This window comes from Enterobacter sp. 725m/11 (genome assembly GCF_011683705.1).
Classification (GTDB): Bacteria; Pseudomonadota; Gammaproteobacteria; order Enterobacterales; family Enterobacteriaceae; genus Enterobacter; species Enterobacter bugandensis.
In genome coordinates, this window is record NZ_JAAQOK010000025.1 from 57,286 (window position 1) to 71,436 (window position 14,151).

General features: G+C 54.9%; 13 protein-coding genes, 1 other RNA gene and 1 pseudogene. 10 read left to right on the top strand and 5 right to left on the bottom strand.

Annotated features, from left to right (window positions below; genetic code table 11):
* Nucleotides 1-13 precede the first annotated feature (13 nt).
* On the bottom strand, nucleotides 14-772 hold the full coding sequence (locus HBA26_RS12715) for a M48 family metallopeptidase (protein ID WP_028014340.1): 759 nt from the start codon (nucleotides 770-772) through the stop codon (nucleotides 14-16).
* A gap of 271 nt (nucleotides 773-1,043) precedes the next feature.
* Here HBA26_RS12715 and tkt point away from each other — a divergent pair, with 271 nt between their 5' ends.
* The 7 genes from tkt (at nucleotide 1,044) to HBA26_RS12750 (ending at nucleotide 9,411) form a co-directional block, all read left to right on the top strand.
* Nucleotides 1,044-3,035: a transketolase gene (gene tkt, locus HBA26_RS12720; protein ID WP_041908344.1), complete on the top strand. Its 1,992-nt coding sequence runs from the start codon at nucleotides 1,044-1,046 to the stop codon at nucleotides 3,033-3,035.
* Nucleotides 3,036-3,360: 325 nt separating this feature from the next.
* Nucleotides 3,361-4,380: an erythrose-4-phosphate dehydrogenase gene (gene epd / locus HBA26_RS12725; protein ID WP_047367434.1), complete on the top strand. Its 1,020-nt coding sequence runs from the start codon at nucleotides 3,361-3,363 to the stop codon at nucleotides 4,378-4,380.
* A 49-nt stretch (nucleotides 4,381-4,429) separates the two neighbouring features.
* Nucleotides 4,430-5,593 carry a phosphoglycerate kinase gene (gene pgk / locus HBA26_RS12730; protein WP_028014337.1) on the top strand — a complete coding sequence of 388 codons (1,164 nt, stop codon included), beginning with the start codon at nucleotides 4,430-4,432 and terminating at the stop codon, nucleotides 5,591-5,593.
* A gap of 92 nt (nucleotides 5,594-5,685) precedes the next feature.
* Nucleotides 5,686-6,765, top strand: a complete 1,080-nt coding sequence (gene fbaA, locus HBA26_RS12735) for a class II fructose-bisphosphate aldolase (protein WP_008499731.1) — start codon at nucleotides 5,686-5,688, stop codon at nucleotides 6,763-6,765.
* 186 nt (nucleotides 6,766-6,951) lie between these two features.
* Nucleotides 6,952-7,806, top strand: coding sequence for a small-conductance mechanosensitive channel MscS (gene mscS / locus HBA26_RS12740; protein WP_003860082.1), 855 nt, complete (start codon nucleotides 6,952-6,954; stop codon nucleotides 7,804-7,806).
* 145 nt (nucleotides 7,807-7,951) lie between these two features.
* The gene (gene argO, locus HBA26_RS12745) at nucleotides 7,952-8,587 is read left to right on the top strand and encodes an arginine exporter ArgO (RefSeq protein ID WP_047367435.1); all 636 of its coding nucleotides are present in this window, start codon (nucleotides 7,952-7,954) and stop codon (nucleotides 8,585-8,587) included.
* A 92-nt stretch (nucleotides 8,588-8,679) separates the two neighbouring features.
* On the top strand, nucleotides 8,680-9,411 hold the full coding sequence (locus tag HBA26_RS12750; protein WP_014885152.1) for an oxidative stress defense protein: 732 nt from the start codon (nucleotides 8,680-8,682) through the stop codon (nucleotides 9,409-9,411).
* A 43-nt stretch (nucleotides 9,412-9,454) separates the two neighbouring features.
* Here HBA26_RS12750 and argP read toward each other — a convergent pair whose 3' ends face one another.
* Nucleotides 9,455-10,348: a DNA-binding transcriptional regulator ArgP gene (gene argP, locus HBA26_RS12755; protein ID WP_003860089.1), complete on the bottom strand. Its 894-nt coding sequence runs from the start codon at nucleotides 10,346-10,348 to the stop codon at nucleotides 9,455-9,457.
* A 127-nt stretch (nucleotides 10,349-10,475) separates the two neighbouring features.
* Between argP and rpiA the strand changes: the two genes are divergently transcribed.
* A complete protein-coding gene (gene rpiA, locus HBA26_RS12760; RefSeq protein WP_003860091.1) occupies nucleotides 10,476-11,135 on the top strand; it encodes a ribose-5-phosphate isomerase RpiA in 660 nt (219 codons plus the stop codon).
* 266 nt (nucleotides 11,136-11,401) lie between these two features.
* Nucleotides 11,402-12,634 carry a phosphoglycerate dehydrogenase gene (gene serA, locus HBA26_RS12765; protein WP_041908347.1) on the top strand — a complete coding sequence of 411 codons (1,233 nt, stop codon included), beginning with the start codon at nucleotides 11,402-11,404 and terminating at the stop codon, nucleotides 12,632-12,634.
* 96 nt (nucleotides 12,635-12,730) lie between these two features.
* Here the strand turns inward: serA and HBA26_RS12770 are convergent, their stop codons facing one another.
* From HBA26_RS12770 to zapA, 3 genes are all read right to left on the bottom strand, one after another.
* On the bottom strand, nucleotides 12,731-13,327 hold the full coding sequence (locus tag HBA26_RS12770) for a 5-formyltetrahydrofolate cyclo-ligase (protein ID WP_126344929.1): 597 nt from the start codon (nucleotides 13,325-13,327) through the stop codon (nucleotides 12,731-12,733).
* A gap of 24 nt (nucleotides 13,328-13,351) precedes the next feature.
* Nucleotides 13,352-13,535, bottom strand: a non-coding RNA gene (ssrS, locus tag HBA26_RS12775) — 6S RNA.
* A gap of 41 nt (nucleotides 13,536-13,576) precedes the next feature.
* On the bottom strand, nucleotides 13,577-13,906 hold the full coding sequence (gene zapA, locus HBA26_RS12780) for a cell division protein ZapA (protein ID WP_006811891.1): 330 nt from the start codon (nucleotides 13,904-13,906) through the stop codon (nucleotides 13,577-13,579).
* Between the two features lie 167 nt (nucleotides 13,907-14,073).
* Here zapA and HBA26_RS12785 point away from each other — a divergent pair.
* Nucleotides 14,074-14,151 (top strand): annotated as a pseudogene (locus HBA26_RS12785) (YecA family protein); the annotation flags it as partial.

Consider the following 14,151-nt stretch of genomic DNA (forward strand, 5'->3'; position numbering starts at 1 on the left):
CCTCCTTTCAAAATTATTTAATTCCGTCAGCGGCCATTCGGTCGCGAATATGCTGCGCGCGCGCTTCTGAGGCCGGGTGATCGTCAAACATGGAGCTCTGGCGACCCGCTTCCAGTTTTGCCAGCTTTTCGAAGCTGGTGGCTAAACCGGATGGATTAATACCGCGTTTGCGCAACAGATCGTAGGAGTAGTCGTCCGCTTCGGACTCCTGACGCTGCGAGAACTGGGAGTTAACCAGTTTTTCACCTACGTCACCAAGCTGCGACTGGGACAGGCTGCCAACGATGCCGCCCGCAGAGGCCGCCGCCGCGCGAATGGCGTTGGTGCCTAAGGCAACCTGCATCCCTTTCTTCACGTGGCCGAGCGCAACGTGACCCATTTCATGGCCGATAACCGCTTCCACTTCGTTGTCGGTCATCATATCCATCAGCCCGCTGTAGACGCGGATACAGCCGTTAGCCATCGCGAAGGCGTTGACGTCTTTCGCCATGTAAACCTTGTAGTTCACCGGCTGGCCGTTGATGTTATCGCCGAGCGCGGAAGCAATCTTATTCAGACGCTGTGTGTAGGTACTGTCAGCCGGCGCAAGCGTGGCTTTTCCGTCCATATCTTTACAGGCCTGATCGCTCAGCGCTTTAACCTGCGCGTCGCTCAGGGAGTAGGCCTGAAAGGCTTCTGCACCTGAGGTCATCAGACCGTTAGAGTCCATATTCTGACAGCCGCTCAGCACGAGCGTTGTACCCAGGGCCAGCACTATTGCACGCATTTTCATGAGGTTGCTTCCGTACTCGTTAAACTGAATAAAATCCGAAAAGTGCCCCCGCAACGAAGCCGGGGCGGGATAAGTATAAGGAATATCTACAGGCGCGGGCGAGCAGATTGCGCAACATGCGAGCATGATCCAGAGATTTCTTAAGCTGCAAAAGAATGGTCCATGTACATGCCCTGCGGCTTGGGTTACATTGTTGGCACTTTTTTCCGGCGTAGCCCAAAACGCGCTGTCGTCAAGGGCATGGCCTTTAACAGTCCGATCTGGAGTTAAAATGTCCTCACGTAAAGAGCTTGCTAATGCTATTCGTGCGCTGAGCATGGACGCAGTACAGAAAGCCAAATCCGGCCACCCGGGTGCCCCTATGGGTATGGCTGATATCGCCGAAGTCCTGTGGCGTGATTTCCTTAACCACAACCCGCAGAACCCGGCATGGGCTGACCGCGACCGTTTCGTGCTGTCTAACGGCCACGGCTCTATGCTGATCTACAGCCTGCTGCACCTCACCGGCTACGATCTGCCAATCGAAGAGCTGAAAAACTTCCGTCAGCTGCACTCCAAAACTCCAGGTCACCCGGAAGTGGGCTACACCGCTGGCGTAGAAACCACCACCGGCCCGCTGGGTCAGGGCATTGCTAACGCTGTGGGTATGGCGATTGCCGAGAAGACCCTGGCGGCGCAGTTCAACCGTCCTGGCCATGACATCGTTGACCACTTCACCTACGCTTTCCTGGGCGACGGCTGCATGATGGAAGGCATTTCTCACGAAGTGTGCTCCCTGGCTGGTACCCTGAAGCTGGGCAAACTGGTGGCGTTCTACGACGACAACGGTATCTCCATCGACGGTCACGTTGAAGGCTGGTTCACTGACGACACCGCCGCACGTTTCGAAGCCTACGGCTGGCACGTTGTGCGTGGTGTTGATGGCCACGATGCTGACTCGATTAAACGTGCAGTAGAAGAAGCTCGCGCAGTCACCGACAAACCGTCCCTGCTGATGTGCAAAACCATCATCGGCTTCGGTTCTCCGAACAAAGCGGGCACCCATGACTCCCACGGCGCACCGCTGGGCGACGCGGAAATCGCACTGACCCGTGAAGCACTGGGCTGGAAACACCCTGCCTTCGAAATCCCGTCTGAGATCTATGCTCAGTGGGATGCTAAAGAAGTAGGCCAGGCGAAAGAAGCGGCCTGGAACGAGAAATTCGCTGCCTATGCGAAGGCGTTCCCACAGGAAGCGGCTGAATTCACCCGTCGTATGAAAGGCGATATGCCGTCTGACTTCGACGCGAAAGCCAACGAATTCATCGCGAAGCTGCAGGCGAACCCGTCTAAAATCGCCAGCCGTAAAGCATCTCAGAATGCGATTGAAGCGTTCGGTCCGCTGCTTCCAGAATTCCTGGGCGGCTCCGCTGACCTGGCGCCTTCTAACCTGACCCTGTGGTCTGGTTCTAAGCCAATCAACGAAGACACTGCCGGTAACTACATCCATTACGGTGTACGTGAATTCGGTATGACCGCTATCGCGAACGGTATCGCTCTGCACGGTGGTTTCCTGCCATACACCTCTACCTTCCTGATGTTCGTGGAATATGCACGTAACGCCGTGCGTATGGCTGCGCTGATGAAACAGCGTCAGGTGATGGTCTACACCCATGACTCCATCGGTCTGGGCGAAGACGGTCCAACTCACCAGCCGGTAGAGCAGGTAGCTTCCCTGCGCGTAACCCCGAACATGAGCACATGGCGTCCATGTGACCAGGTTGAATCTGCGGTGGCGTGGAAATACGGCGTTGAGCGTCAGGACGGCCCGACCGCGCTGATCCTCTCCCGTCAGAACCTGGCGCAGCAGGAGCGTACCCCTGAGCAGCTGGCAAACATTGCCCGCGGTGGCTACGTGCTGAAAGATTGCGCGGGCCAGCCTGAGCTGATCTTCATCGCGACCGGTTCTGAAGTTGAACTGGCTGTAGCAGCATGGGAAAAACTGACTGCCGAAGGCGTGAAGGCGCGCGTGGTCTCCATGCCGTCTACCGATGCGTTCGACAAGCAGGATGCGGCTTACCGTGAATCCGTACTGCCTAAAGCGGTTTCCGCTCGCGTGGCGGTGGAAGCGGGTATTGCTGACTACTGGTTCAAATACGTGGGTCTGAACGGCGCTATCGTCGGTATGACCACCTTCGGTGAGTCTGCTCCGGCAGAACAGCTGTTCGAAGAGTTCGGCTTCACCGTTGAGAACGTTGTCGCTAAGGCGAAAGAATTGCTGTAATCGCCGTTTTGCCCGGTGGCGCTTACGCTGACCGGGCCTACAAATGGCTCAAAAGTAGGCCGGGTAAGCGCTAGCGCTTACCCGGCTTTTTTTGCGTCATTATTCCAATGAAAATGTGACGCAAGTCATATAGCTCGCTTATTCATCTGGACAGACATTCCTTTTATTCCCCGATTCGCTTATTCTTGCTGAAGCGTTTCAGTCGATTAAATGTTCGACAATTGACCAATCAATCGCAGTTTGTGATAGCAAAGATTCCCCTTCGGGCGTCGCTGGATTACTCTTTCAGCCACCTCAAACTCAGGGATTGCTTTGCAGGAGATCTATGACCGTACGCGTAGCGATTAATGGCTTCGGTCGCATCGGGCGTAATGTGGTTCGTGCTTTGTATGAATCCGGACGTCGGGCGGAAATCACCGTGGTGGCAATCAATGAACTGGCGGATGCTGCTGGCATGGCGCATTTATTGAAGTATGACACCAGCCACGGACGCTTCGCCTGGGATGTGCGCCAGGAAAGAGATCAGCTTTTTGTGGGTGATGACGCTATTCGTGTGCTGCATGAGAACAGCATTTCCGGGCTACCCTGGCGTGAACTGGGTGTGGATGTCGTGCTTGACTGTACCGGTGTGTATGGCAACCGCGAACACGGCGAAGCGCATCTGACAGCAGGCGCGAAAAAAGTCCTGTTTTCTCATCCCGGAAGTAACGACCTCGACGCGACCGTCGTGTTTGGCGTCAACCAGCATGAGCTGCAAGCCGAACACCGCATTGTTTCCAACGCCTCCTGCACCACCAACTGCATTATTCCGGTCATCAAACTGTTAGACGATGCGTATGGCATTGAATCCGGCACCGTAACTACGATTCACTCCGCCATGCACGATCAGCAGGTTATCGACGCCTATCACCCGGATTTACGACGCACTCGCGCGGCGAGCCAGTCAATCATCCCGGTGGACACGAAACTGGCTGCAGGGATCACCCGAATTTTCCCGCAGTTTAATGACCGTTTCGAAGCGATTGCCGTGCGTGTTCCGACGATAAACGTCACCGCAATCGACCTCAGCGTGACGGTGAAAAAACCGGTAAAAGCCTGTGAAGTCAACCTGTTGCTGCAAAAAGCGGCACAGGGAGCATTTCATGGTATAGTTGACTATACGGAATTACCGTTGGTCTCAGTAGATTTTAACCACGACCCGCACAGCGCCATCGTGGATGGCACGCAGACGCGAGTCAGTGGTGCGCACCTTATCAAGACGCTGGTCTGGTGTGATAACGAATGGGGCTTTGCTAACCGAATGCTCGACACCACGTTAGCCATGGCCGCAAAAGGTTTCAGGTAGAGCGCACCTTGCGCTTGCAAAACTTTAAGAATCAACGAGAGGATTCACCATGTCTGTAATTAAGATGACCGATCTGGATCTGGCAGGTAAACGCGTTTTCATCCGTGCCGATCTGAACGTACCGGTTAAAGATGGCAAAGTGACCAGCGACGCGCGTATCCGTGCATCTCTGCCAACCATTGAACTGGCTCTGAAGCAGGGCGCTAAAGTGATGGTCACCTCCCACCTGGGCCGTCCAACTGAAGGCGAGTACAACGAAGAGTTCTCTCTGCTGCCGGTTGTTAATTACCTGAAAGACAAACTGTCCAACCCGGTTCGCCTGGTGAAAGATTACCTGGACGGCGTAGACGTTGCCGAAGGTGAGCTGGTTGTTCTGGAAAACGTTCGCTTCAACAAAGGCGAAAAGAAAGACGACGAAACCCTGTCCAAAAAATACGCTGCACTGTGCGACGTATTCGTGATGGATGCATTCGGTACTGCGCACCGTGCGCAGGCATCTACCCACGGTATCGGTAAATTCGCAGACGTCGCGTGTGCGGGTCCTCTGCTGGCTGACGAACTGGAAGCACTGGGTAAAGCACTGAAAGAACCTGCTCGCCCAATGGTCGCTATCGTTGGTGGTTCTAAAGTGTCTACCAAACTGACCGTTCTGGATTCCCTGTCTAAAATCGCTGACCAGCTGATCGTGGGCGGTGGTATCGCGAACACCTTCGTTGCCGCTCAGGGCCACAATGTCGGTAAATCCCTGTACGAAGCAGACCTGGTTGACGAAGCCAAACGCCTGCTGGGTACCTGTGATATCCCGGTTCCAACTGACGTTCGCGTGGCGACCGAGTTCTCCGAAACCGCAACCGCGACCCTGAAATCTGTAAACGACATCAAAGACGAAGAGCAGATTCTGGACCTGGGCGACGTTTCTGCACAGAAACTGGCTGAAATCCTGAAAAACGCAAAAACTATCCTGTGGAATGGTCCTGTTGGCGTGTTCGAATTCCCGAACTTCCGCAAAGGGACTGAAATCGTGGCTAACGCAATCGCAGACAGCGAAGCGTTCTCTATCGCAGGCGGTGGTGACACCCTGGCAGCAATCGACCTGTTCGGTATCGCTGACAAGATCTCCTACATCTCCACTGGTGGCGGCGCATTCCTCGAATTCGTGGAAGGCAAAGTACTGCCAGCAGTAGCAATGCTCGAAGAGCGCGCTAAGAAGTAAGCCATTCAGGGGCAGGGAAACCTGCCCAATTTTCAGCGCGCTTTTAAGAGCTCGCACCTTTTCTAACGGCCGAAGATACAGGACTAAGCAACATGTCTAAAATTTTTGATTTCGTAAAACCTGGCGTTATCACTGGTGATGACGTACAGAAAGTGTTCCAGGTAGCTAAAGAAAACAACTTCGCTCTGCCAGCAGTTAACTGCGTAGGTACCGACTCCATCAACGCCGTACTGGAAACCGCTGCAAAAGTTAAAGCACCGGTTATCGTTCAGTTCTCTAACGGCGGCGCTGCGTTCATCGCAGGTAAAGGCGTGAAAACTGACATTCCTCAGGGTGCTGCTATCCTGGGTGCTATCTCTGGTGCGCACCACGTTCACCAGATGGCTGAACACTACGGTGTTCCAGTTATCCTGCACACTGACCACTGCGCGAAGAAACTGCTGCCGTGGATCGACGGTCTGCTGGACGCGGGTGAAAAACACTTCGCGGCAACCGGTAAGCCACTGTTCTCTTCTCACATGATCGACCTGTCTGAAGAGTCACTGCACGAAAACATCGAAATCTGCTCTAAGTACCTGGCGCGCATGGCCAAAATGGACATGACCCTGGAAATCGAACTGGGTTGCACCGGTGGTGAAGAAGACGGCGTGGACAACAGCCACATGGACGCTTCTGCCCTGTACACCCAGCCAGAAGACGTTGATTACGCTTACACCGAGCTGAGCAAAATCAGCCCGCGCTTCACCATTGCAGCGTCCTTCGGTAACGTACACGGCGTTTATAAGCCAGGTAACGTGGTTCTGACCCCGACCATCCTGCGTGATTCTCAGGAATACGTGTCTAAGAAACACAACCTGCCGCACAACAGCCTGAACTTCGTCTTCCACGGCGGTTCCGGTTCTTCTGCTCAGGAAATCAAAGACTCCGTAAGCTACGGCGTAGTGAAAATGAACATCGATACCGACACCCAGTGGGCAACCTGGGACGGTATCCTGCAGTACTACAAAGCGAACGAAGCTTACCTGCAGGGCCAGCTGGGCAACCCGAAAGGCGAAGACCAGCCGAACAAGAAATACTACGATCCACGCGTATGGCTGCGCGCTGCTCAGACGTCCATGGTGACCCGTCTGGAGCAGGCTTTCAAAGAACTGAACGCAATCGACGTTCTGTAATTTGAACTGCTAACAGCATCAGAAGGCCCGCAAATGCGGGCCTTTTTTTATGCTTTTTCAATATTCTGCAATACCTGTTTTTGTGATCTGTTTGGCAAAGCCGGTGCTTTTTGTTTACCCTTTACTGACCTGCCTGTCTCCATGGGGGATGGATTTTGTGTTTTGGTTTAACAAAAGGAAGAATAAATGGAACAACTCGATGTTGTAGACAGCATCAATAACGCCGGCAACTGGCTGGTGCGCAACCAGGCCCTGCTGCTGAGCTATGCCGTGAACATTGTCGCGGCGATTGCCATCATCATCGTCGGGATGATCGTGGCGCGTATCGTGTCGAACGCCGTCAACCGTGTGATGGTCGCACGACACATTGACGCCACGGTGGCTGACTTCCTCTCTGCACTGGTGCGCTACGGCATTATCGCCTTCACGCTGATTGCCGCGCTGGGCCGTGTTGGGGTGCAAACCGCCTCCGTGATTGCCGTTCTTGGTGCCGCCGGTCTGGCCATTGGTCTGGCACTGCAGGGCTCGCTTTCAAACCTGGCGGCGGGCGTACTGCTGGTGACTTTCCGTCCGTTCCGTTCCGGTGAATATGTTGACCTTGGCGGCATCGCCGGTACCGTGTTGCAGGTACAGATTTTCTCTACCACCCTGCGTACCGTCGATGGTCGTATTGTGGTGGTACCGAACGGGAAAATCATTGCGGGCAATATCATTAACTTCTCCCGCGAGCCGGTGCGTCGTAACGAGCTCATCATCAGCGTGGCGTATGATTCCGATATCGATCAGGTGAAGTCGCTGATCGCAAATATCATCGCCTCTGACGACCGCATTCTGAAGGACCGCGAGCAGACGGTTCGCCTGAACGAACTGGGTGCTTCCTCTATTAACTTCGTGGTGCGTATCTGGAGCAAAAGCAGCGATCTGCAAAACGTTTACTGGGATGTGCTGGAGCGCATCAAGCGCGATTTCGACGCCAACGGCATCAGCTTCCCTTACCCGCAGATGGACGTAAACGTCAAAAAAGTCAAAGAAGCAGAATAACGTCACACGTAGGCCCGGTAAGCGCTCGCGCCACCGGGCTTTACTTTCATAAGCTCCGCTAATACCCAATTAATATTATCCATTTCCTCTAATGTGATTCGCGCAGTATAGTCAGCCTCCAGAACAACACTGCGAGAAAATCGTCATGCTATCTTATTATTTTCAAGGGCTTGCCTTAGGTGCGGCCATGATCCTTCCGCTCGGCCCGCAAAACGCCTTCGTGATGAATCAGGGCATTCGCCGCCAGTATCATCTGATGATTGCCCTGCTGTGCGCGGTGAGCGATCTGCTGCTGATTTGCGCCGGCATTTTTGGCGGCAGCGCGCTGCTGATGCAGTCCCCCTGGCTGCTGGCGCTGGTGACCTGGGGCGGCGTGGCGTTTCTGCTTTGGTACGGATTCGGTGCCCTGAAAACGGCGATGAGCAGCAACATTGAGCTGGCAAGTGCCGAAGTGATGAAGCAGGGCCGCTGGAAGATTATCGTCACCATGCTGGCGGTCACCTGGCTTAACCCGCACGTCTACCTCGACACCTTCGTAGTGCTGGGCAGCCTGGGCGGACAGCTGGACGTTGAGCCGAAACGCTGGTTTGCGCTCGGCACGGTCAGCGCCTCTTTCCTCTGGTTCTTCGGTCTCGCCATTCTGGCGGCATGGCTGGCGCCTCGTCTGCGGACTGCCAAAGCCCAGCGCATTATTAATACCCTGGTGGGGCTGGTGATGTGGTTTATTGCTTTTCAGCTGGCAAAAGAGGGCATTCACCACGTCCAGGAATTGTTCAACTAATCCTTGTCTTATGGACAACTGAGCAAGACCCGCTAAGCTTGCTGGCATGAGCCCTGTTGTTGGGGCACTCTTCGCAACATGGAGGAATGACAGTGAAGTTTAAAGTGATGGCCCTCGCGGCATTAGTAAGTTTAGGTGCGGTGTCGGCGCAGGCAAGTGAACTGCCGGATGGCCCGCACATCGTCACGTCAGGCACCGCAAGCGTGGACGCGGTACCGGATGTTGCAACCCTGGCAATTGAAGTGAATGTGGCGGCGAAAGATGCCGCTTCCGCCAAAAAACAGGCAGACGATCGTGTTGCGCAATATCTCTCTTTCCTGGAACAGAACGGTGTTGCTAAAAAAGACATCAGCTCTGCGAACCTGCGTACCCAGCCCGATTACGACTACCAGAACGGCAAAAGTATCCTGAAAGGCTATCGCGCCGTGCGCACTGTGGAAGTGACCGTGCGTCAGCTGGACAAGCTGAACTCTCTGCTGGACGGTGCGCTGAAGGCCGGCCTGAACGAAATCCGTTCCGTGTCGCTGGGCGTTGCGCAACCGGAGAAATACAAAGACGAAGCGCGTAAAGCGGCAATTGATGATGCCATTCATCAGGCGGAACAGCTGGCGTCTGGCTTCAAGAGCAAGCTTGGCCCGGTATACAGCGTGCGTTACCACGTCTCTAACTACCAGCCAAGCCCGATGGTTCGGATGATGAAGGCGGACGCCGCGCCGGTTTCTGCTCAGGAAACCTACGAGCAGCCAACGATTCAGTTCGACGATCAGGTTGATGTGGTGTTCCAGCTGGAACCCGTTGCAGCACAGCCGAAACCTGCACAATAATCAATAGGCCGGGTAAGGCGTAGCCGCCACCCGGCTTTTCATTTTAATCCTGTCTCAACACCTTATGTCCAAACGCCAGCAGCGCATCAGTCACGTTGCGCATCATGCGGCTTTCTGGCGCAAAACGGTGCCAGTACAGCATCCGGCGCTGATACAGCCCCGGCGTCAGGTCAATCAGCTCACCGCTTTTCAACTCTTTCTCAATCTGTAAATGCGGGATCATGCAGCAGGTGGTGCCCTGACGCGCCAGCTGCACAAAGGCTTCGGACGAGTTAACGATATGACACGGCACGCTGCCCGGCGGCAGGTCGAAGTTTTGCTGCAAAAACGCCTGGTGCATATCGTCCAGATGGTCGAACGCCACGGCAGGGGCTTTCAGCAGCGCGGCGCGGGTGACGCCATTCGGGAAGTAGCGCTCCGCAAAGGCTTTTGAACCGACAAACAGGTAGTCGAGCGCGCCGAGCTGATCGACAAGACAGCTTGGCAGGGCCTGAGGCTGGATACTGACCGCACCAACTACTTCGCCGCGACGCAGGCGCTCCTGGGTGCGGGTTTCATCTTCGACCTGAAGATTCAGGCGGATAGGGGAGTCGGCCAGCACCGGCGCAAGGGCCGGCAGCAGCCAGGTCGCCAGACTGTCGGCGTTCACCGCCAGCGAGAGCAGCAGCGGCGTGGAACCCGTTTGTTCGTCACCCAGCCACTCGTCTTCCAGCAGTTCAACCTGACGCAGCAGGGCGAGAAGCTTTTGCCCTTGCTCCGTTGGGCGCGGCGGCACGGTACGCACCAGCAGCGGCTGCCCGAACATGTTTTCAAGCTGTTTGATACGCTGTGATACGGCGGACTGGGTGATGCACAGCTTTTGCGCTGCGCGCTCAAAGCCGCGTTCACGAATAACTGCATCAAGTGCCTGTAGTGTTCTGTAGTCCGGACGTTTCATTGCTCTGGCTGGCTCCTAAATTTTGCTTAATCTGCACTATGACACAATTTTCCCTTCCTGACAGACGAAATCCATTCGACGTGTTCTATAATGCGCCCTGAGTTTTCACACCACAGGCAAAACGATCATGACGCAGGATGAACTGAAAAAAGCAGTAGGATGGGCCGCTCTCCAGTACGTACAGCCAGGGACCATTGTCGGTGTTGGTACGGGGTCAACGGCGGCGCACTTTATCGATGCACTGGGCACGATGAAGGGGCAGATCGAGGGCGCGGTTTCCAGCTCCGATGCGTCCACGGAAAAGCTGAAAAGCCTCGGCATTACCGTTTTCGATCTCAACGAAGTGGATCGTCTGGGCATTTACGTTGATGGCGCGGATGAAATCAACGGCCATATGCAGATGATCAAAGGCGGCGGCGCGGCGCTGACCCGTGAAAAGATCATCGCCTCCGTGGCGGACAAGTTCATCTGCATCGCGGATGCCTCCAAGCAGGTCGACATTCTGGGTAATTTCCCGCTGCCGGTTGAAGTGATCCCGATGGCGCGCAGTGCGGTTGCCCGTCAACTGGTTAAGCTGGGCGGCCGTCCGGAATACCGTCAGGGCGTGGTCACAGACAACGGTAACGTCATCCTCGATGTTCACGGTCTGGAGATTCTCGACGCGATTGCGCTGGAAAACGCCATCAACGGCATTCCAGGCGTCGTCACCGTGGGGTTATTTGCCAACCGCGGCGCGGATGTGGCGCTGATCGGTACGGCTGACGGTGTGAAAACCATCGTAAAATGATCTGATGGGGGGAGTGCTCCCCCCGCTAAAAAATTTTTGAAAAGCTAAATTTGGTGACTTGTGTCACGCTTTTCCGCCTCTTTTGCCGATCCTGCCACGTTTGTAAATTTCCTCAGCATTTTACTCTGTCATTTTGCCCTGTATGACTTTTCTTCAGAGTGCCGACGCAAACGTTCATATTGCTGCAATAGTTTTTTTTGATATGTTGGCTACAGCGGATTTCAATCCAGCACAACATCAGTTCAGATAAAAACAGGGTCGGGGAAATGGCAAAGGTATCACTGGAGAAAGACAAGATTAAATTCCTGCTGGTCGAGGGCGTGCATCAGAAAGCGCTTGATAGCCTTCGTGCGGCGGGTTACACCAACATCGAATTTCATAAAGGCGCGCTGGACACGGAAGAGCTGAAAGCCGCCATCCGTGATGCCCACTTCATTGGCCTGCGATCCCGTACCCACCTGACTGAAGACGTGATTGCCGCGGCAGAAAAGCTGGTTGCTATTGGCTGTTTCTGCATCGGCACCAACCAGGTCGACCTGAACGCCGCCGCAAAACGCGGTATACCGGTCTTTAACGCCCCGTTCTCTAACACCCGTTCCGTGGCGGAGCTGGTGATTGGCGAGCTGCTGCTGCTGCTGCGCGGTATCCCGGAAGCTAACGCCAAAGCGCACCGCGGCGTGTGGAACAAACTGGCCGCGGGCTCATACGAAGCCCGTGGTAAAAAGCTGGGTATCATCGGCTACGGCCACATAGGTACCCAACTGGGGATCCTGGCGGAATCGCTGGGGATGCACGTCTACTTCTACGATATCGAAAGCAAGCTGCCGCTGGGTAACGCGACGCAGGTACAGCATCTTTCTGACTTGCTGAACATGAGCGATGTGGTCAGTCTGCACGTGCCGGAAAACGCCTCCACCAAAAACATGATGGGCGCGGAAGAGCTGGCGCTGATGAAGCCGGGATCTCTGCTGATCAACGCCGCGCGTGGTACGGTGGTCGATATCCCTGCACTGTGCGATGCGCTGAAGCGTAAGCATCTCGCGGGGGCGGCCATCGACGTGTTCCCGACGGAACCGGCCACCAACAGCGATCCGTTTAACTCTCCGCTGTGCGAATTCGACAACGTGATTCTGACGCCGCACATCGGCGGTTCTACTCAGGAAGCGCAGGAGAATATCGGTCTGGAAGTGGCGGGTAAGCTGAGCAAATATTCCGACAACGGTTCAACGCTCTCTGCGGTGAACTTCCCGGAAGTGTCTCTGCCGCTGCACGGCGGTCGTCGTCTGCTGCACATCCACGAAAACCGTCCTGGCGTGCTGACCGCCATCAACCAGATTTTTGCCGAGCAGAGCGTTAACATTGCCGCTCAGTATCTGCAAACCAACTCGCAGATGGGTTATGTGGTTATCGATATTGAAGCCGATGAAGATGTTGCTGAGAAAGCGCTGCAGAGCATGAAGGCCATTCCGGGGACGATTCGCGCGCGCCTGCTGTACTGATGGTGCGGTCTGTGGTGTCGGGTGGCGGCTACGCCTTACCCGACCTACGTTGAGCTTTTGTAGGCCGGGTAAGCGCAAGCGCCACCCGGCTTTATGCTACCAAAGCCACGTTTTACCTGGCGTTACCACCGCAGGCAGCGGAATATCCCATTTCTCCACCGGCAACGCCTCCACGCACTGACAATCATGCGCGTAGCCTACCGGCTGCAGCCCGTACTGCTGCCAGTTTTGCAGCGTTCGGTCATAGAACCCCCCGCCCATGCCTAATCGCTGGCCCTGCTCATCAAACGCCACCAGCGGCGTAATCAGCACGTCCAGCTCGGACAGCGGTAATACGTCGCGCACGTCGAGTTTCGGTTCGGTGATTTTCAGACGGTTCACCACCAGTTCGCTGTGCGGATGGTAGTGCAGAAACAGCAGATTGCCCCGGCTGAACGGATGCAGTACCGGCAGGTAAACTTTTTTCCCGGCGCGCCAGAGCTGGTCGATAAGCGGCTGGGTGTCCAGTTCGCCGTCAAACGAGAGAAAGAGCGCGACGGTGTTTGCCATCACCACGGGCGGATAGGCCATCATGCGGGCAGCGGCTTGCTGAGCAAAGTGTGCTTGTTGTTCAGACGTCAGGGCGCGACGACGCTGGCGAATGAGTTGACGGATGTCCTGGCGTGAAGCAGAAACTTCAGGGAATTGAGTCATGGTAGTCGGTAGAAGAAGAGAGAGGGAATCTCCGAGATGCCGCCGCAGGCTGTAACCCTTGAACCCTTGGTTCAAGGTGAATGTGTCGTCATAGTTTTAAGGCTTCTCGGACGAACCGAGCATGCTCACCAACCATGGAGCGCCACATTCTTGTGGTATGAAATATCGGCTCAGGGGACTGGCCCGCTTGCAAACATCTCAGAGAAATTTTGTCTTCACAGTTACTCTACCATAGTCAACTGCGAAGTGTTATTCAAACTTTGGTCCCGGTCTTTCGGGATTGCGACCTTGATCAAGCAACGCCTGTTCAATGGTCTGCTGGAGCATTTTAATGCGCTGCTCCATGCTAGCCGCGTAATCGCGGGTCTTCGCTTTTTCCTGAGTCAGTTCATAGCTGATGTTCAACGCGGCGATGAAAACCAGCTGCTCAGTATTTGTGACTCTAGTGCGTTCTTTTAGATCTTGCAACCGCTGATTCAAATCGTCCGCAGCCTGATTCAAAGCATCCCTTTGTTCAGGTGGACAATTCACTCGCAGTGAACGGCCAAAAATCTGGAGATCGACGGGTTGTGCAGACATGCCACCTTCCTGCTGATTGACTGCGCTGCCTTCGCTTACTGCCCCGGGGGCTGCGAAGGGGCGACACTATAGCTACCCTGATGTGAAGATACAAGCCCTTTTCTGGTATCACCAGGGTCCAAAGTGGTAGCATATCATGAATATCCTCCCTTTGATGACGAATGCGTATGTCTATACAGAACGAAATGCCTGGTTACAAGGATTTAAACCAGTTACTGAACCAGCAGGGAGTCGGTCTTACCCCT

What these genes read in the sequence shown, in the direction of transcription:
- HBA26_RS12715 (WP_028014340.1), bottom strand. Translation starts at nt 772, where the DNA reads ATGAAAATGCGTGCAATAGTGCTGGCCCTGGGTACAACGCTCGTGCTG.
- tkt (WP_041908344.1), top strand. Translation starts at nt 1,044, where the DNA reads ATGTCCTCACGTAAAGAGCTTGCTAATGCTATTCGTGCGCTGAGCATG.
- epd (WP_047367434.1), top strand. Translation starts at nt 3,361, where the DNA reads ATGACCGTACGCGTAGCGATTAATGGCTTCGGTCGCATCGGGCGTAAT.
- pgk (WP_028014337.1), top strand. Translation starts at nt 4,430, where the DNA reads ATGTCTGTAATTAAGATGACCGATCTGGATCTGGCAGGTAAACGCGTT.
- fbaA (WP_008499731.1), top strand. Translation starts at nt 5,686, where the DNA reads ATGTCTAAAATTTTTGATTTCGTAAAACCTGGCGTTATCACTGGTGAT.
- mscS (WP_003860082.1), top strand. Translation starts at nt 6,952, where the DNA reads ATGGAACAACTCGATGTTGTAGACAGCATCAATAACGCCGGCAACTGG.
- argO (WP_047367435.1), top strand. Translation starts at nt 7,952, where the DNA reads ATGCTATCTTATTATTTTCAAGGGCTTGCCTTAGGTGCGGCCATGATC.
- argP (WP_003860089.1), bottom strand. Translation starts at nt 10,348, where the DNA reads ATGAAACGTCCGGACTACAGAACACTACAGGCACTTGATGCAGTTATT.
- rpiA (WP_003860091.1), top strand. Translation starts at nt 10,476, where the DNA reads ATGACGCAGGATGAACTGAAAAAAGCAGTAGGATGGGCCGCTCTCCAG.
- serA (WP_041908347.1), top strand. Translation starts at nt 11,402, where the DNA reads ATGGCAAAGGTATCACTGGAGAAAGACAAGATTAAATTCCTGCTGGTC.
- HBA26_RS12770 (WP_126344929.1), bottom strand. Translation starts at nt 13,327, where the DNA reads ATGACTCAATTCCCTGAAGTTTCTGCTTCACGCCAGGACATCCGTCAA.
- zapA (WP_006811891.1), bottom strand. Translation starts at nt 13,906, where the DNA reads ATGTCTGCACAACCCGTCGATCTCCAGATTTTTGGCCGTTCACTGCGA.